This is a genomic window from Brevundimonas sp. FV2ps16 (assembly GCF_058681075.1).
In genome coordinates this window covers 2,255,645-2,273,266 of record NZ_CM178728.1, presented here as the reverse complement: position 1 = coordinate 2,273,266, position 17,622 = coordinate 2,255,645, and the positions used below count along the sequence as shown (strand labels likewise).

The following is a 17,622-nucleotide window of genomic DNA, read 5'->3' as shown; positions in this document are numbered from 1 at the left end:
AATGACAATCACCCATCCCACGTTCGACGACAACCCCGAAGGCGGCATGGGATTGTTGCAGTGCGTGGATGGATCAGTTTCGTTGGGGATCAAGGCGAATGTCTGACATGGGAAGCCTGCAGGATTTGCGCCAGTCCCAGATCAAATCGGGACAGGCGGCGCCCATTGTGGCCTTCGATTTCGACGGCACACTGACCGTGCGCGACAGTTTCACCGAATTCCTTCGCTGGAAGGCCGGGCCGGGCGGCTGGGCCCTGGGGCTGGTCAAGCTGGCCCCTGCCCTGGCGGCCTATGGGCGGCACCGGGACCGGGGCCGGATCAAGGCCGCCTCGGTGAAGGAATTCCTCGCTGGAGAGACGCGGGAAAGGCTGGAGGCCGAGGCGGAGCGGTTCGCAGACGAGACCTGGTCGCGGCTGATGCGGCCCGATGCGCTGGCGGTCTGGGAAGACTGGGGCCGGCGCGGCGCTCATCGCGTAATTGTGACCGCCTCGCCCGAGACGACGGTGGCGCCCTTCGCGCGTCGGCTGGGGGCCGAGGCCCTGCTGGGCACGCAGCTGGCCTTCGATGCGCAGGACCGCGTGACCGACGCCTTCGCCGGCCCCAATTGCCGGGGCGAGGAGAAGGTGCGGCGGCTGAAGGCCGCCTACGGCGACGATATGACGCTGAGCGCCGCCTATGGCGACACCTCGGGCGACCGCGAGATGCTGGCGATGGCGCAGGAGGCCGGGTTCCGGGTCTTCACCGGCCGGCCTTGAGGCTTCGGCGGGGTCAGTTCCCGTCGGCGTCGACGTCGAAGACCACGGCCTTGCCGCGCGACGCCGGGTCCCATCCCGCCTCGATGGCCGATGCGACGGCGTTGCGCACGGCGTCGACATTGACCCGCTGCTTCTCGACGTCCGGCCGGCCGTTGGGGCGCAAGGGCGGCGGAAACTGGATGATGGCCTCGCGCTTGAAATCGACGTGGCGCAGGGAGACGGCCATGCCCTCCCAGGTGTTGCCGCCCTTGGGCTGGGGCTGGCGGCGGATCTCCCAGGCGTAGGTCTCGCCGTCGACCTCGACCGTGCCGCTGGGATCGCGTGTGAACTGCATCTCGGTTCCGATAGTCGAAAATGGAAAAAGGCGCGCCGCCAGGGCGCGCCCTTCTCGCCGTGTCGTGGAAGGGCCTAGTTGCCCGGGGTCTTGACGCCGTCGGCGTCAGCCTGTTCGCGCTTGTCGTAGACGTGGTCGACAATGCCCCAGGTCTTGGCGTCCTCGGCCGACATGAAGTGGTCGCGGTCCAGGGTCTTTTCGACTTCTTCGTAGGTCCGGCCGGTGTGGTGGACGTAGATCTCGTTCAGACGCTTCTTGGTGTAGCGGATGTCGGCGGCGTGCAGTTCGATGTCCGAAGCCTGGCCGCGGAAGCCGCCCGACGGCTGGTGCACCATGATGCGTGCGTTCGGCAGGGCGATGCGCTGGCCTGCGGCGCCGGCCGTCAGGATCAGCGAGCCGGCCGAGGCCGCCATGCCCATGACCACGGTCGAAACCGGGCTCTTGATGTATTGCATGGTGTCGTAGATCGCGAGCGCCGAGGACACCTGTCCGCCGGGGCTGTTGATATACATGGAGATTTCCTTCTTGGGGTTCTCCGACTCCAGGAACAGCAGCTGGGCGCAGATCAGCGACGCCATGCCGTCCTCGAAGGGGCCCGTCAGGAAGATGATCCGCTCGCGCAGCAGGCGCGAGAAGATGTCGAAGGAGCGCTCGCCCCGGCTGGACTGCTCCACCACCATGGGGACCAGGTTCATGTTCATCAGTTCGATCGGATCGCGCATAAAGGTCCTTGAAGGGAATCGGCCGCTGTCGCAGCACCGCAGCAACCCTTCATATCGCGTCGCATCGCCCAGGACGCAAGTCTAGGGGGATTGCGGGTCCACGCGAGTCATGGACCGGGCGATCTCATTGAGCTGGAAGCGCGAGCGCATGGGCGAGATGCTGCCTGTAATCCGAAGATCCTGGGCCTTGTAAAGCCCGCGCAGATAGGCCCAGCCCCAAGTCGTCATCGCCGGGAGATCCGCCTGTTCGTCCCAAAGATTGAGGATGGTCGGAAACTTCTTCGTGTCTGCGTCCGGATCCACTTCGGCCAAGGCCACCATGGCGATGTAGTCCGCCAAGGCTTCGGTCGAAACGCCGCCCGTCTGACGGGTGTCGACAACGACAGTGGATCGAATGATGGCTCGGACCTGACTTTGGTTCGAATAGATCTCTCCCGGATCAGACGTCCGGGTCGGCGCACTGCCGTTTTGCTCCGAGTTTAGCCCGAACTGATCCTCACCTTGCGTCGACGTCAAAAACGCCCCTCGCCACGTGCTGAAGTCGCCGGACATGGTCCACCAGCGGACGGGGGCCGTTGTCGTCTCGAACGCAGCAAGCTCTTGCCGGTCCCCCTGCGGCTCACCCGCCTTCAAACGGAACAGAGTTGGCACGGCGGAAACCAGATCGGTCGCGGTTGCTGAGCCGTCCGATGTGAAAATCACGACCAGGTTCGGTCGGCATCCCTCCCCGACCTTGATTCCGAGGTTCTCAGCCCGGGCGACAATCCGCGCCGTCACGACCGACTTCGCCTCAGGGGCCAGATTTTCGACCAGCAGACACACGGGCGTTCGCCACGTGGCCAGACTTAGGGCGCGAAGCGGAGGATTGGCTATGCGATCGACATAGGATCGCGCGACCTCTGGCGTCAGCGGCGGCGCCGTCACCACCACATCGTCGAGAACGGCGGACGGATCCTGGGTCGCAAGGGCGAGAGACAAGGCTAACAAGGCCGACGGCATCTGCATCCCTCCGCTTTTACTGGAGCGACGCTACCTCAAATCCTCTGGAATGCAACGGGAGGGCAAAAGACGGCGGTCGGCAGAGGCGACCCGCTTCTCCCGTTCAGATAAAGAAAGGGGCTCGCGCAAGCGCGAACCCCTTGAAACGGTTCGTTTCCGCCCTGAGAGGACGAAGGGCGATTACGCCTCTTCGTCTTCCTTCAGAAGCTCTTCCTTGGTGATCGGCGTGTCGGTCACTTCGGCCAGGCCGACGATCAGGTCGACAACCTTTTCCTCATAGATCGGCGCGCGCATCTGGGCGGCGGCGTTGGGGTTCTGGCGGTAGAAGTTCAGGACGGCCTGTTCCTGGCCCGGATAGTTGCGGGCTTCCTGAAGCAGGGCGGCGTTCAGCTCCTGGTCGGTGACCTGGACGTTGTTGGCGCGGCCGATCTCGGCCAGGACCAGACCCAGGCGCACGCGGCGCTCGGCGATCTTGCGATATTCGGCCTTCAGGTCCGCGTCGGACTTGGCGGCGTCCTCTTCCGGCAGACGGCCGGCGGTCTTGTCGGCCTCGACCTGTTGCCAGATGCCGTCGAACTCGGCCTCGACCATCTTCGGCGGCAGGGGGAAGTCATGGGCCGTGTCCAGCTGGTCCAGCAGGGCGCGCTTCAGCTTGAAACGGGCGGCGCCGGCGTATTGCTGGTTCAGGTTCTGGCTCAGCAGTTCCTTCAGCTTGTCCAGCGATTCCAGACCGATGCGCTTGGCGAAGTCCTCGTCGACCTTGGCTTCGACCTCGGCCTTGATGGCCTTCACCTTGACGTCGAAGGTGGCCAGTTTGCCGGCCAGGTGGGCGGCTTGGTAGTTCTCGGGGAAGGTGACCTCGATGGTCTTCTCTTCACCCACCTTGGCGCCGGTCAGTTGTTCTTCGAAGCCGGGGATGAAGCGGCCCGAGCCGATCACCAGGTCCGCGTCCTCGGCGGCGCCGCCGTCGAAGGGTTCGCCGTCCAGCTTGCCCAGGAAGTCGATGGTCAGTTGGTCGCCCTCGGCGGCCTTGACGGTCTTGCCCTTCTTGTCCTCGTAGGACTTGGCCTGGCCGGCCAGCTCCGTCAGGGCCTCGTCCAGATCGGCGTCCGAGGCTTCGTAGGTCGGGCGGTCCAGCTTCAGGGTCTTGGGATCGACCGGGGTGAAGTCCGGCATGATTTCCAGGGCCATTTCATAGGCCAGGTCTTCCTGACCGGCCATGACCTTGTCCATGTCGGAGGTCAGCTTCATCTCGGCCGGGGCGGCCGGACGGATCTTGGCCTCGTCGAGGGCCTTCTGGCTGGTCTCGTTCAGTTCGGCGTTGATGATCTCGCCCATGAACTCGCGGCCGAAGGTCTTCTTGACGTGGGCGACCGGCACCTTGCCCGGACGGAAGCCCTTCAGCTTCACCTGCGGGGCGACTTCCTTGACGCGGGCTTCGAGCTTCTCGTTCAGCTCCGCGACGGGAATGGTGACCGCGAGCACGCGGCTGAGGCCTTCGTTCGACTTTTCGACGACTTGCATGGTCGGGATTTCTGACGCTCTGGGGCGCATGGACCGTCGAAACGGTCGGCGCGAAATGGATAAAGCAAGAAGGCCGCCCCTTGCAGAGCGGCGCCTCGAAGCCCGCCCTTATGTCGAGAAGGGCCCCAAAGGTCAACGCGAGCGTGGCGTCAGACGGTGGTTTCGCGCCGCAGGGGCGATTATGTAGGACGGATGAGCCAGCCCGCCTCCCCCATCGGCGTCTTCGTCACGCCCGTCACGCCGCTTCAGCAGAACTGCACCACCGTCTGGTGCACCGCCACGAACAAAGCGGCGGTGATCGATCCGGGCGGTTCGGTGGATGCAGTTCTGGGCGAGGTGACGCGGCGCGGCCTGACCCTGGACCAGATCTGGATCACCCACGGCCATCTTGATCACGCCGGCGGCGCGGCCGAGATGCAGGAGAAGACCGGAGTCCAGATCACAGGGCCGCAGAAGGCCGATCAGTTCTGGATCGACCGGATCGTGGAAAGCGGCCGGATGTACGGCCTGCCGGACGCGCGGCCCTTCACCCCCGACCGCTGGCTGGAAGACGGGGACACGGTCGGTCTGGGCGAAACGACCTGGGAGGTGCGCCACTGCCCCGGTCACACGCCGGGCCATGTGATCTTCTTCAATCGCGCGACGCGATTCGCCCAGGTCGGCGACGTGCTGTTCAAGGGGTCGGTGGGCCGCACCGACTTCCCGATGAGCGATCCGCCCGCCCTGATCCGCGCCGTGGTCGAAAAGCTGTGGCCGCTGGGCGACGACGTGACCTTCGTGCCGGGACATGGGCCAATCTCGACCTTCGGCGAGGAGCGGCGGACCAATCCCTTCGTGTCGGATGCGGCGCTGCAAAGGGCGCCGATCCAGCGGGAACCGGTGGGGCCGGCTTAGAATCCTTCCTTCTCCCCTTGCGGGAGAAGGTGGCCCGAAGGACCGGATGAGGGGTCCGGCGGCGGGCCAACTCGCACCACCTTACCCTCACCCTTTCGCGCAAGGACGATCGCTGCGCTCTCGTGCGCTCAAGCCCTCTCCCGATGGGAGAGGGTGTCTGTTTAGCGGCGCAGAAGCATGCCGATGATGACGCCGACGCCCAGGGCGTAGAGGGTGGTCTTCATCGGCTGGTCGCGGATGCCGTCGCGGGCGGTTTCGACCCGGCCGACAACCTTGCTGCGGATCAGTTCGGCGTCGTCGCGCAGGGCCTGACGCAGGGACGTCGTGTCTTCAAAGCTGCGGCGCTCGCCTTCGGCCAGGATGGCGTCGGCCTGACGGTCCAGGCGCTGGGTCAGGGTGTCGTCTTCCAGGACGATGTCGTCGGGCGATGCGGGGGTGATGGGGGTCTGGGTCATGGGGATCTCCGGGGTTCGGACACTGAACCGGCGCGCCCCGATCCAGTTCCAACCCGGCCGTGAACATTGCGGGTCGCGTGGCGTTCTTTCAGCGTCAAAGGAGAAGACCATGACCTATGTCGAACCCACGCCCCCCGGAACGCCGCAACCCGAGATCCAGCCGGACCCGACGCCCCAGCCCGAAATCGATCCGTCCGACACGCCCGACGAAATGCCGCCGATGGAGCCCGGCGGCGGCGGCGAAGGTGATTCCCGCCCCTACGGAGCCGATTGAAGTCAAACCACAAAGACGTTCAGAGGCGGGACAGTAAAACGAAGTTCCGCACGGAACCGTCACGGAGTCACAGGGTTCACTTCGGCAAGCGCAACCGCAGCACTGAAAGGAACACCGATGGACAGCCAACCCACGCGACCCTCCGGCGTTTCCAAGCGAGGCTTCGCCTCGATGGATCCGGAACGGCAGCGCGAGATCGCGCGCAAAGGGGGCGCCAGCGTCCCCAGCGAAAAGAGAAGCTTCTCTCAAGACCGCAGTTTGGCGGCCCAGGCCGGACGCAAGGGCGGCGAGGCCTCGCATGGGCCGAAGAAGGACGCGGCTTCGAACGAAGCCGAGTGATACGGCTTCAGTGAGAGTCTGCAGGGCGGCGCGTCGAAGATGCGCCGCCCTTTTTCTGTTCCCCGTGGCTCTGCGGACAAGTCCTGAATGAGAGAGACAGCGACACGGGCAAAGGTCGGACGCCGGCGCCCGTAAGCGGACCTTTCAAACGGCTGTTATGGGTGATGGGGTGGACGCCCCCCGACGGCATCGATGTGCCAGAGTGAGGGTGTTGAACAACACTCGAAGGAGGCGTCCATGGGACAGGTTAGCACTGTTGGTCTGGATCTCGCCAAGAGCATCTTTCAAGCGCATGGCGCGGATGCTGCGGGCGAGGTGGTGTTTCGCAAGAAGTTGGGGCGAGGACGTTTGCTGGCGTTCTTCGCGGGCCTTCCCCCCTGTGTCGTGGCGATGGAGGCCTGTGCTGGCGCCCATCATTGGGGTCGAGAGCTGACCCGCCAGGGCCATACAGTCCGGCTGATCCCGCCGGTCTATGTGAAGCCGTTCGTGAAGCGTCAGAAGAATGACATGGCCGACGCAGAGGCGATCTGCGAGGCGGCGCAGCGGCCCAGCATGAGGTTCGTGCCGCTCAAGCAGGAAGAGCAGCAGGCCAGCAGTGTGGTCTTTCGCGCCCGCGACCTGCTGGTGCGTCAGCGCACCCAGACGATCAACGCCCTGCGCGGTCACTTGGCTGAGTACGGCTGGATCGTTCCCAAGGGCGTGCCGCACGTCGAGCGCCTGATCGCTCGCGTGGAGGATCCGGCCGAAGCGCTTCCGCCCGCCGCGCGCACCATTTTGCTGGTTCTGGTCTCGACCTTGCGAACGCTCGACCAGCAGATCGCTGTGCTCGACGCGGAGATCGCCTCGCGCGCCAGGCATGATCCGGTCGCACGTCGATTGATGACCATCCCGGGGATCGGTCCGATCACGGCGACGGCTCTGGTCGCCCTCGCTCCCTCCCACGAAGCCTTCAAGAGCGGCCGTCACTTCGCCGCCTGGCTGGGCCTCACGCCGCGACAGCGATCCACCGGTGGCCAGCAAAAGCTCGGCGCGATCACCAAAATGGGCGAGCGAACACTTCGACGGCTTCTGACCATCGGTGCCAGCGCCGTCATAAAACAGGCCGCCATCCGAGGCGCGCCGGCAGGGTCATGGCTCGACCAGATGCTGGCGCGAAAGCCGAAGATGCTGATCATCGTCGCATTGGCCAACAAGAACGCCCGCATCGTCTGGGCGCTCATGGCCAAGGGCGATGTCTACCGAGCTCCGGGCGTGCAGGCCTAGCCAGCACGAACGCGAGACGTCGAAGCGTAGGATGAGCGAAGGAGCATATGGCGCAACAGTCGGCGAGACGGGATCAGGAAAACCAGGGCTTTCCACCGTGCCTCGAGCACGCTTTGGGTGATTTGGACCGGATCCGCGAACTCCCATATAGGCCAGCGACGGTACGCCGCCGCAGTAAAGGCCGGACAGATGGCAGCATCCGACTACGTGTCAGAAACTCTCGGATTCACTCTTGCGCTGAAGGGGGGCGTCCACAGATGGGAAGCGGACTGAGGAGTGATAGCATAAATCGATGAAGCTCGGCGTCTTAGCCTCGATCGGCCACAACCTCGCTGACTCGCTTGGCAGCGGCTCAAGCCTTGCATTCAATCTGTGGGACATTGATGTCTACAGAGACGCCGAACAAAGCGCCGAGAAGGTGTTGGAGGTAGATTTTCTTAGGGGAACGGTGCTTCGTGGTGTGGCCGGTGCTTCCTTGGCGGCTGGCCTCTCGCATGCGCCTCAGGTGCTAACATCGATGTGTGAAAGCCACCACGTAGATCCTGCGCTCATTCGTGGGGTGACGGTTTGTTGGTCCGTAGAACGGTCCACTCTTGGGGCGCTGAGGACATTCACCGTCACCGTCGAAAATGAGAGGGGCCGAGCCCGAACAGACAAGTACTATGGGGTCCCAGGCCGACGCCTGACTAAGGGAAAATTTCCACCGGCCACAGCTTGGCTATAACTCCGAAGCGGACTTTCTAAAGGTCCGCAACGGGTCGCGAAGTGAAATTGACCCACCGTCAGAAAGCCGACCTTCAGATCGCGACTGTAGGCGTCGTCGGCCTTGGCTAAGGCTCGCCACAGGGTTCACCCCCGCAGCAGGGCCAGGGCCACGCGGGGTTCGGGCGAAACCTCGAAACCGGCCATGGACCAGCCGGACTCCTTGGCCAGTGCCTCGACCGAATCCTGCGTGAACTTGCGCGAGCTTTCGGTATGGATCGTCTCTCCGGCCATGAAGCTGAATGCCCTGTCGCCGACGCGGGCGCCGGTTTGGCGCGCGGCCTGGAGGTGCATCTCCATTCTGGACTGATCCGGGTTCCAGACGGCGCGGTGGGCGAAGGCGTCGAGGTCGAAATCGGCGTTCAGGTCGGCGTTGGCCCGGACGAGGAGGTTTCGGTTGAAGGCGGCGGTGACGCCCTGACTGTCGTCATAGGCGGCGACCAGGGTCGCGGGATCCTTGACCAGATCGACGCCGAGAATGAACAGGCCCCCCTCCCCCAGCATCCGGCGCGCCGAGGCCAGGAACCGCACCGCCTCGTCAGGCTCCAGATTGCCGATGGTCGATCCGGGGAAGAAACCGATGCGCCGGCCATGCGGCAGATCGTCCGGCAAGGGCGACAGATGTTCGAAATCGCCCAGAACCGGCTGGACCCGCAGGGCCGGATAGTCGGCGGACAGGCGGGCGACGGCGTCCAGCAGGGCGGTCTCGCTGATGTCCAGCGGCACATAGGCGCCGAGGTCAGGCGCGGCGTCCAGCAGCAGACGGGTCTTTTCGCTGGCCCCCGATCCGAACTCGACCAGGACGGCGTCGGGGCCGAAGTCGGCGGTCAGGGCGGCGGCGCGGTCGCGCAGCAGGGTCGTCTCCTGACGGGTCGGATAATATTCCGGCAGGGCGGTGATGTCCTCAAACAGGCGCGAGCCCTCGGCGTCGTAGAACCATTTGGGCGGCACGGCCTTCTGGCCACGCGACAGGCCCTGGACCAGGTCACGCCGGAAGGCGGCGGTCTGGGGGTCGTCCTCGGGGGAAACCTTGCGCTCGTGCGGGGCGTCTTCGGCCAGTCTGAGACCCATGAAGGCCCACCTCTGTTGGGGGTAGAAGAAGTTGCGATAGGTGATGCGGGCATGGCCGGGCGGCGTGGCGAAGGCCCCGCCGCGTAGCACCATCTGATTGGCCATGAACTTGCCGTTGTACTCGGCCGCCGTGCCCGGCGTCGGCTGGAAGCCGGGGTATGGGGCGTAGGCGCTGGACGTCCACTGCCAGACCTCGCCCGACAGGTTGGAGAAGGCGTCGGGGGCCGTGGTGGCGGCGTGCTCCCATTCCGCCTCGGACGGCAGGCGTTTGCCGGCCCAGCGGGCGTAGGCGTCGGCCTCGTAGAAGCTGACATGACGCACCGGGGCGGCGGGATCGACGGGAACGCGGCCGGTCAGGCTCATGACCGTCCAGTCGTCGCCGTCGCCGTCGCGGCGCCAATAGAGAGGCGCGGTCCAGGCCTCGGCCTTGACCGTGGCCCAGCCGTCGGACAGCCACAGCTCGGGTCGGGCGTAGCCGCCATCGGCGATGAAGCCCAGCCAGTCGCCGTTGGTCACGAGGTCGGCGGCCAGGGCGAAGGGCTCGAGCCAGACCCGGTGCGAGGGCCCCTCGTTGTCGAAGGCGAAACCGGCGCCGTCGTGGCCGATTGAGACCAGGCCGCCGTCGAAGGCGACGACGCCGCCGCGCGGGGGCTCCAACGGGGCCTGTCGCGGCTCGACCGCGTAGGCGGCCGGGTCCAGCGGCGAGCGGGACATCAGGTTCAGCAGGTCCATCAGGAACAGCTCCTGATGCTGCTGGTCGTGGTGCAGGCCCAGTTCGAACAGATAGAGTTGCTGACCGCTGGACGGCCCCGAGGCCAGCCAGGCGGCCATGCGCCGGTCGATTTCGCGCCGATAGGCCAGGACCTCGTCCACCGAGGGACGGGTCATCAGACCGCGCTGGGGCCGGGGCACCCGTTCGCCCAGGGCCTCGTAGTAGGAGTTGAACAGTTGCTGGAAGCGCGGATCGACCGGCTGGTAATCCGGGTCTGCCGCCAGGATCAGGGCCTCGAAGAACCAGCTGGTGTGGGCCAGGTGCCATTTGCCGGGACTGCAATCCGGCATGGACTGGGCCGACAGGTCCTCGGGCGAAAGGCCGTCGGCCAGGGCGGGCATGGCGGCCCGGGTCTCCCTGAAACGCGCCACATCCGACGCCGCCCGCGTATCGGGCTCGAAGCGAGCATTCATGTCAGCCGTTCCGTCCCGCCTCAGCCCCGAAGCCCCGGCGGGCGTCGCGTCGTCCAAGCAGAACGAACGTCACGCCTCAGCCGGAGTTCCCCTGATCTAGGAAGCGTAACGGTGAATTCAACGTACCGGCTTGCCGCCGTGTTTGGCGTATTCCAGCCGGGCGATGCTGCGGTTGTGAACCTCGTCCGGGCCGTCGGCGATCCGCAGGGTGCGCACCGTCGCATAGAGTTCGGCCAGGGGCGTGTCGCCCGAGACGCCGGCGCCGCCGAAGGCCTGGATGGCGTCGTCGATGACCTGAAGCGCCATGCGGGGGGCGGCGACCTTGATCTGGGCGATCTCGGAGCGGGCGTTCTTGGCCCCCGCCTCGTCCATCATCCAGGCGGCCTTCAGCACCAGCAGGCGGCACATCTCGATGTTGGTGCGGGCGTCGGCGACCCTCTGCTCCCAGACCGAATGTTCGGCCAGCTGTTTCCTGAAGGCGGTGCGGTTCAAGAGGCGCTTCACCATCAGCTCCAGCGCCCGCTCGGCCGCGCCGATCACGCGCATGCAGTGGTGGATACGGCCGGGGCCGAGGCGCCCTTGCGCGATCTCGAACCCCCGGCCCTCGCCGGCGATCAGGTTCGAGGCGGGGACGCGGACGTTCTCCAGCACCACCTCGGCGTGGCCGATGGGACGTTCGTCATAGCCGAACACCGACAGCATCCGCTCGACGCGGAAGCCGGGCGTGTCGACGGGGACGATGATCTGGGACTGCTGGGCGTGGGTCGCGGCGTCCGGGTCGGTCTTGCCCATGACGATGGTCACGGCGACGTTCGGATGGGCCATATTGGTCGACCACCATTTGCGGCCGTTGATGACATAGTGGTCGCCGTCGCGCTCGATCCGGGTCTGGATATTGGTGGCGTCGGACGAGGCGACCTCGGGCTCGGTCATCAGGAAGGCCGAGCGGATTTCGCCGGCCATCAGGGGCTTGAGCCAACGGTCCTGCTGGGCGGCGTCGCCGTACATGTGCAGGACTTCCATATTGCCGGTGTCGGGGGCGTTGCAATTGAACACCTCCGACGACCACAGATGGGCGCCCATCATCTCGGCCAGGGGGGCGTAGTCGAGGTTGGTCAGGCCGGCGCCGTGGTCTCCGGGCAGGAACATGTTCCACAGGCCCGCCTCGCGCGCGGCGGCCTTCATGGCCTCCATGACCGGGGGCTGGCGGTTCGGGTTCTCGCGCACCTGGGCGAAATATTCGGCCTCGCGCGGGATGACCTGTTCGTCGAGGAAACGGCGCACGCGGGCGTGCCAGTCCAGGGCGCGGTCGGAATGTCTGAAGTCCATGTCGTTTCCTCGTTTTTCGGTCGCGCCAATTTTCTGCGAGCGCATGATTCACGCTTCCATCGGAACCGCAGAGCGGTTCCTCCTGAAACGATCATGCGCTTGCGGGCGCTGATACGAAAACGGCGCGGCTCCGGGGGAGCCGCGCCGCAATCAACTGTTGCTCAGCCTGGCATCAGCGCTTCAGCAGCGGGGCCAGCTTCTGGGCGATCATCATGTCGCCGGCGATCTTCAGCTTGCCCTGCATGAAGGCCATCATCGGGTCCAGCTTGCCTTCCGACAGGGCCATGAAGTCGTCCCACTTCATCGAGACGGTGGCGTCGGCGGGCTTGTCTTCGTTGGTGACGGTGTTCGGCACCGAGGCGCCGTCTATGAAGATCTTGCCTTCGTCGCCGAGGTCGAGCTTCACGGTCTTGCCCAGACCGGAGTTGTCGCCGACGGCGTTGCGGATGTGGTCGGTGACTTGTGCGAGATCAGGCATTGGGGGCGTCTCCCTTGGACGTTGAGACCCCTGCCGTAGCCCGCATCGGACGAGGCGCCAAGATCACGTCGGGTAAAGCTGTCGTCACTTGTCGGAGGACGAGCGCGAATAGAGGCTGGCCAGGCCCAGCGCGCCCATGAAGAAGACGAAGGCCGCGACGATGGCGGCGACGAAGGGAACGGCGTCGTGGGGCATGGAAAATCTCCTTTGCCCTACCCTCGCGCCGCTGCTCGGGCCTCGCCTTGATCCGGATCAAACCTGGAGAATCCGGCAGTCAGGCGTCGGGATCGCCGTCACGGAAGCGCCATTTCATCGCCAGCACGCCCGAGGCCATGACCAGGGCGGATGAGTTGGCGATGGTCACCGGCCAGGCCTGGGTCATCACCCCATAGACCACCCACAGGGCGAAACAGGTCACGGTCAGGGAATAGGTCTTCAGACTGACCGACGAGGCGTCGCGTTCCTTCCAAATCTTGATCGCCTGGGGCGCGAAACTGGTCACGGAACAGACCGCAGCAGCCGAGCCGACGATATTGGCGATCAGGTCGCTCATGCCGCATTCCCTGCGGCCGCAACCGCCCGATGTCAGGGCCGGGAGACAGGCGGTGGCCGCCGCGCCTGCGTCGCCTGTTCGAAGGCGTAACCGAGCGAAAGGATGCGCGCGTCATCCCATTTTCCCCCAATAAAGCTGAGGCCTACGGGCATATCCCGATCAAACCCCATCGGCACGGTCAGGTGGGGATAGCCGGCGACGGCGGCGAGACGGCTGGCCGCGCCCTGCATGTCGTCGTCGTCCTTGGGATCATTGGTCCAGGCGCGCGAGGTCGTGGGTGCGATCAGGGCCACCAGATTCTCGCCGCGCATCAGCCGATCGATCCCCTCATCCCCCGCCAGTCGCAGCGAGGTGGCGCGAGCGGCGATATAGTCGGGGTCGTCCAGCCCGCCCAAGGCCTGGGCCTGTTCGAAGATGTCCTGGCCGAAAAGCACGGTCTCGCGCGGTTCGGCGGCGTTGAAGGCGATGACGTCAGCCAGGGTGCGTGCCCTGACCTGGGTCGGGTCGGTCGAGGCCAGATAGGCGTTCAGATCGTGCTTCAGCTCATACAGCAGCACCTTGAACTCGGCCTCGCCTAGGGTGCGGCTGTTGGGGCCTTCCGGCAAGTCGACCAGCACGGCGCCCGCGTCGCGGAGGGCCTGGAGGTTCTGTTCGAACACGGCCTGGGTTTCGGGCGAATAGCCCCGGAGGAAGCGCATAACCCCGATCCGCGCGCCGCGCAGCGACCCGGCGTCCAGGGCGGCGACATAGTCGGTCTTGCGAACATCCGCCTCGACCGTGGCGGCGTCGGCAGGGTCCGAACCGGCGATGACGGTCAGCACCCGCGCGGCGTCGCGAACGGTCGCCGCCATCGGGCCTGCGGTGTCCTGGGAATGGCTGATCGGCACGATGTGGGTGCGCGAGACCAAGCCGACCGTGGGCTTGAATCCAACGATCCCGTTGACCGAGGCGGGACAGGTGATCGAGCCGTCGGTCTCAGTGCCGATGGCGGCGGGCGTAAGCCCCAGGGCAACCGCCGCGCCGCTGCCGGAAGAAGAGCCGCACGGGGTGCGGGCGGGGTCATAGGGGTTCAGGGTCTGGCCGCCGACCGCGCTCCAGCCGCTGATCGAGTCCGACGACCGGATGTTGGCCCATTCCGACAGATTGGTCTTGCCGACGATGACCGCGCCCCCGGCCCGCAGCCGGCCCACCAGAGCGGCGTCGCGGCCCGGCGCATTGTTCGCCAAAGCCAGAGACCCGGCAGTGGTCGGCATGTCCGCGGTTTCGATATTGTCCTTCAGCAGGATCGGCATGCCGGACACGGCGGATACGCCGCCGCCGGTCGGCGAAGCCTCGTTCCAGAACAAGACCGAATGGGCGCTGTCGTTCAGACGACCGGCCGCGACCACCGTCGCTGCCGACGGATATTCACCGGCCTGACCGCCCGCACCGGCCGCGCATCCCGCCAGGGACAGCGCGACCGCAGCTGACAGGATCAGTCGGCGGCCGGTTCCGCGCGCTTGCCGATCGTGCGGTCCAGGAAGTCGAGATAGGTTCGCCATTGCTGCAGTTGCCTCGGTTCGCCGCGGACGCCGTGTCTTTGGCCGGGATAGAGCATCATCTCGAACGGCGTGCTCTTGGCCTGAAGGGCGTCGATCACTCGGGTAGCGTTGCCGAAGATGACATTGTCGTCGGCCATGCCGTGCAGGATCAGCAGACGACCGGTCAGATCATCGAGGCGCGGCAGGACGTCGGTGGCGGCGTAGCCGTCCGGATTGTCCTGAGGCGTGGACAAGTAGCGTTCGGTATAATGGGTGTCGTACAGGCTCCACTCGGTCGGCGCGGCGCCGGCGAGGGCCGAGGCCAGCCCGGCCTCGGGCTCGGTGACGGCCAGCAGGCTGAGGAAGCCGCCGAAGCTCCAGCCCATCATGGCGATCCGGTCCGCATCGACATAGGGCAGGGTTTTCAGCCATTTGGCGGCCAGTGTCTGATCCTCGACCGCAGGAATGCCCAGGCGGCGATAGATGCTGGTCTCGAAGGCCTGGGACCGGTCGCCCTCGCCGCGGTTGTCGACGCGGAAGACGATATAGCCGGCCTCGGTCAGCAGCTGGTTGGTCAGAGGCTGCCAGCTCTTTTGCACGCCGGCGCCGGTGCCGGGGCCGCCATAGACCTGCATCACCACCGGGTACTTCTTCGACGGATCGAAGTCGGGCGGCGTGGTCATGCGCCAGACCAGGGTTTCGCCGTGGCTCTGCATCGTGCCGAACTCGGGCGTCTGGAGGCGCGAGACATAGGGGGCGAAGGCGTGGTCGGCGTCGAGTTTGTTCTCTTCGATCCAGCGGATCCGCGTGCCGTCGATACGGTACAGGGCCGACTGGGGCGGGGTCTTCGGATCGGAATAGTTGCCGACATAGGCCGTCGCCGGCCCATTGACCGAGACGTTCCACCAACCGCCGGCCGGGGTCACCGCCACGGGATCGACCGTGCGGTTCAGGCTGGCGCGGAACATCTGCTGCTCGATCGGCAGTTCCTTGCCGTCGCGCATCGAGGCGGTGAAATAGACCTCGCCGGTCTGTGCGTTGACGCCGTCGAGATGTTTGACCGGATAGTCGCCCCGCGTGATGGACCGCAGCTGACGCCCGTTGCGGTCGTACAGATACAGGTGGCGCCAGCCGCTGTCCTCATTCGACCAGATGAACCGGCCGTCCGGCAGCACATGGAAGTCATTGTTCAGATCGACCCAGGCCTGGGCCTTCTGGCTGAGGATCACGCGCGCGGTGCCGGTGGCCGGATCGACGCTGAGCAGGTCCAGGGTCTTCTGATCGCGCGAGTGCCGCTGGACATACAGGGTCTTGCCGTCGTCAGCCCAATCAACCCGCCCCAGATAGATGTCGGTGTTCGACCCCAGGTCCACCTTGACCCGTGCGCCGGTCTGCTGATCCCTGACATAGAGTTCGACCAGGGCGTTGGGGCGGCCGGCGCGGGGATAGCGCTGCTCGACCATGGTGGCGCCGGCGCCGGTGATCTCGAACCGAGGAACGATGTCCACCGGGCTTTCGTCCACGCGGGTCAGGGCGATGTAGCGTTCGTCGGGGCTCCACCAATAGCCGGTGTCGCGGTCCATCTCTTCCTGGGCGATGAACTCGGCCGTGGCCCAGGTGATCAGGCCGGCGCCGTCATCGGTGATCGACGTCTCCTGGCCGGTGGCCAGGTCATAGATCACCAGGTTCTGGTCGCGGACGTATGAGACGTAATTGCCCTTTGGCGAGACCTTGGCGTCGATCTCGTCGGCGGCGGTTTCGGTCAAGCGGCGGACCTTGCCGTCGCCCCGGCTGGCCAGGAAGATGTCGCCTTCCAGCGGCGCCAGAATGTAGCGGCCCTGTTTGTCCCACGAGTAATCGACCACGCCGCGCGCGCTGATGCGCATCCGCTCACGCCGCGCCTTCTCGGCCTCGGACAGTTCGCCGGCGTCAGGCACCAGGGCGCGGGCGTCGATCAGCTTGTAGGCTTCGCCCTCGCCGGTCGGGGCGGCCCACAGGTCCTGGACGTCCACATTGTCCTCGCGCGAGCGCAGGAAGGCGACCAGCTGGCCGTCCGGCGACAGGCTGACCCCCTTGGCCACCGGGCCGTTCAGGCTGGGGCTGGAGAAGACCCGTTCCGGCGTCAGGATGTTGGAGGGCGTCTCCTGGGCGACCGCTGAACCGGCCGAGAGGAGGATGGTCGAAGCAAGGAGAACTGTGCGCATGGTCGGTGACGCTAGCGGCGCTTCTGCAAGCCGTCACTAGGAAAAGTCGCCGTTCCAGTGGCGGCTTTTCCTTCCCTGCGAGGGGTTCTCAGATTAGAGAGGCGCTCGATGACAGACGCAGCCCTCTCCCCCGCTCCTGTGCCCGCTCCTATGAAAGCCAGCCCGTTCAACGAACTGGAGGTTCTGTGGGTCCGCCACTGGACCGACAGCCTGTTCAGTTTCGCGCTGAAACGGCCCGAGGATTTCCGCTTCCGCTCGGGCGAGTTCGTGATGATCGGCCTGCCGGGCGAAGACGGCGGGAAACCCGTATTGCGCGCCTATTCCATCGCCAGCCCCTGCTGGGCCGAGGAGCTGGAGTTCTTCTCGATCAAGGTCGCGGACGGCCCCCTGACCTCGCGGCTGCAAAAGATCGTGGCCGGGGACACGGTGCTGATGGGCAAGAAGCCGACCGGCACCCTGGTGCTGGACGCCCTGACCGGCGGCGAGCGGCTGTTCCTGATCGGCACGGGCACAGGGCTGGCGCCCTGGCTGAGCGTGGCGCGTGACCCCGAGACCTATTCCCGCTTCGGCCATGTCTATGTGATCCACACGGTGCGCAGTGTCGCGGACCTAGCCTATCGCGACTTCTTCACCCGCGAGATCCACGACGACCCGTTGATCGGCGACGAGGCCAGGGCGCAGCTGACCTATTATCCGACAGTCACGCGAGAGGAGTTCCAGACCCCCGGCCGGATCACCGACCGCATCAAGTCGGGCGACTTCTTCCGCGACCTGGGCCTGCCCGAGGGCTTTGACCCCGCCCGCGACCGCGCCATGCTGTGCGGCTCCATGGCCATGATCAAGGAAGCGGGCGAACTGCTGGAGACCTATGGGCTCAAAGAAGGCTCCAACGCCGAACCCGCCGACTATGTGCTGGAACGCGCCTTCGTCGGCTGACGTCTTGGCTTGGGCGGCTTGAGCG

Annotated in this window: 17 protein-coding genes; 6 read left to right on the top strand and 11 right to left on the bottom strand. The window is 65.8% G+C overall.

Features of this window, described 5'->3' with window-relative positions:
* The first annotated feature begins 98 nt into the window (after positions 1-98).
* Complete coding sequence (locus ACW170_RS11030; RefSeq protein ID WP_492086722.1) at positions 99-755, top strand: HAD-IB family hydrolase; 657 nt, start codon at positions 99-101, stop codon at positions 753-755.
* A 13-nt stretch (positions 756-768) separates the two neighbouring features.
* Here ACW170_RS11030 and ACW170_RS11025 read toward each other — a convergent pair whose 3' ends face one another.
* The 4 genes from ACW170_RS11025 to tig form a co-directional block, all read right to left on the bottom strand.
* Positions 769-1,089 carry a hypothetical protein gene (locus tag ACW170_RS11025; protein WP_492086721.1) on the bottom strand — a complete coding sequence of 107 codons (321 nt, stop codon included), beginning with the start codon at positions 1,087-1,089 and terminating at the stop codon, positions 769-771.
* A gap of 74 nt (positions 1,090-1,163) precedes the next feature.
* Entirely contained in the window at positions 1,164-1,811 is a 648-nt protein-coding gene (locus ACW170_RS11020; protein ID WP_492086720.1) for an ATP-dependent Clp protease proteolytic subunit, read from the bottom strand.
* 81 nt (positions 1,812-1,892) lie between these two features.
* Positions 1,893-2,816, bottom strand: coding sequence for a hypothetical protein (locus ACW170_RS11015; protein ID WP_492086719.1), 924 nt, complete (start codon positions 2,814-2,816; stop codon positions 1,893-1,895).
* 174 nt (positions 2,817-2,990) lie between these two features.
* Positions 2,991-4,334 carry a trigger factor gene (tig, locus tag ACW170_RS11010; protein WP_492086718.1) on the bottom strand — a complete coding sequence of 448 codons (1,344 nt, stop codon included), beginning with the start codon at positions 4,332-4,334 and terminating at the stop codon, positions 2,991-2,993.
* A 192-nt stretch (positions 4,335-4,526) separates the two neighbouring features.
* Between tig and ACW170_RS11005 the strand changes: the two genes are divergently transcribed.
* Complete coding sequence (locus ACW170_RS11005; protein WP_492086717.1) at positions 4,527-5,228, top strand: MBL fold metallo-hydrolase; 702 nt, start codon at positions 4,527-4,529, stop codon at positions 5,226-5,228.
* A 161-nt stretch (positions 5,229-5,389) separates the two neighbouring features.
* Here ACW170_RS11005 and ACW170_RS11000 read toward each other — a convergent pair whose 3' ends face one another.
* Positions 5,390-5,683, bottom strand: coding sequence for a hypothetical protein (locus ACW170_RS11000; RefSeq protein ID WP_492043289.1), 294 nt, complete (start codon positions 5,681-5,683; stop codon positions 5,390-5,392).
* 109 nt (positions 5,684-5,792) lie between these two features.
* Here ACW170_RS11000 and ACW170_RS10995 point away from each other — a divergent pair, with 109 nt between their 5' ends.
* The 3 genes from ACW170_RS10995 to ACW170_RS10985 all read left to right on the top strand — a co-directional run bounded on the left by ACW170_RS10995 (position 5,793) and on the right by ACW170_RS10985 (position 7,559).
* Entirely contained in the window at positions 5,793-5,957 is a 165-nt protein-coding gene (locus ACW170_RS10995; RefSeq protein WP_197019705.1) for a hypothetical protein, read from the top strand.
* Positions 5,958-6,074: 117 nt separating this feature from the next.
* Positions 6,075-6,296, top strand: coding sequence for a con-10 family general stress protein (locus ACW170_RS10990; RefSeq protein ID WP_291752576.1), 222 nt, complete (start codon positions 6,075-6,077; stop codon positions 6,294-6,296).
* Between the two features lie 237 nt (positions 6,297-6,533).
* Entirely contained in the window at positions 6,534-7,559 is a 1,026-nt protein-coding gene (locus ACW170_RS10985; protein WP_492086240.1) for an IS110 family RNA-guided transposase, read from the top strand.
* An 849-nt stretch (positions 7,560-8,408) separates the two neighbouring features.
* On the opposite strand, the gene egtB is transcribed toward ACW170_RS10985, so the two are convergent.
* The 6 genes from egtB to ACW170_RS10955 all read right to left on the bottom strand — a co-directional run bounded on the left by egtB (position 8,409) and on the right by ACW170_RS10955 (position 16,661).
* Positions 8,409-10,577, bottom strand: coding sequence for an ergothioneine biosynthesis protein EgtB (gene egtB, locus ACW170_RS10980; RefSeq protein WP_492086716.1), 2,169 nt, complete (start codon positions 10,575-10,577; stop codon positions 8,409-8,411).
* A gap of 117 nt (positions 10,578-10,694) precedes the next feature.
* Entirely contained in the window at positions 10,695-11,906 is a 1,212-nt protein-coding gene (locus ACW170_RS10975) for an acyl-CoA dehydrogenase family protein (RefSeq protein ID WP_492086715.1), read from the bottom strand.
* Between the two features lie 172 nt (positions 11,907-12,078).
* The gene (locus ACW170_RS10970) at positions 12,079-12,384 is read right to left on the bottom strand and encodes an SCP2 sterol-binding domain-containing protein (RefSeq protein WP_348684333.1); all 306 of its coding nucleotides are present in this window, start codon (positions 12,382-12,384) and stop codon (positions 12,079-12,081) included.
* A gap of 274 nt (positions 12,385-12,658) precedes the next feature.
* On the bottom strand, positions 12,659-12,937 hold the full coding sequence (locus ACW170_RS10965; protein ID WP_492086714.1) for a SemiSWEET family sugar transporter: 279 nt from the start codon (positions 12,935-12,937) through the stop codon (positions 12,659-12,661).
* A 32-nt stretch (positions 12,938-12,969) separates the two neighbouring features.
* Positions 12,970-14,478 (bottom strand): amidase, encoded by a 1,509-nt coding sequence (locus tag ACW170_RS10960; protein ID WP_492086713.1) that lies wholly within the window; start codon positions 14,476-14,478, stop codon positions 12,970-12,972.
* Entirely contained in the window at positions 14,412-16,661 is a 2,250-nt protein-coding gene (locus tag ACW170_RS10955; protein ID WP_492086712.1) for a S9 family peptidase, read from the bottom strand. The genes ACW170_RS10960 and ACW170_RS10955 overlap by 67 nt, the downstream gene beginning before the upstream one ends.
* A gap of 108 nt (positions 16,662-16,769) precedes the next feature.
* Between ACW170_RS10955 and ACW170_RS10950 the strand changes: the two genes are divergently transcribed.
* The gene (locus ACW170_RS10950; protein ID WP_492086711.1) at positions 16,770-17,597 is read left to right on the top strand and encodes a ferredoxin--NADP reductase; all 828 of its coding nucleotides are present in this window, start codon (positions 16,770-16,772) and stop codon (positions 17,595-17,597) included.
* Positions 17,598-17,622 lie beyond the last annotated feature (25 nt).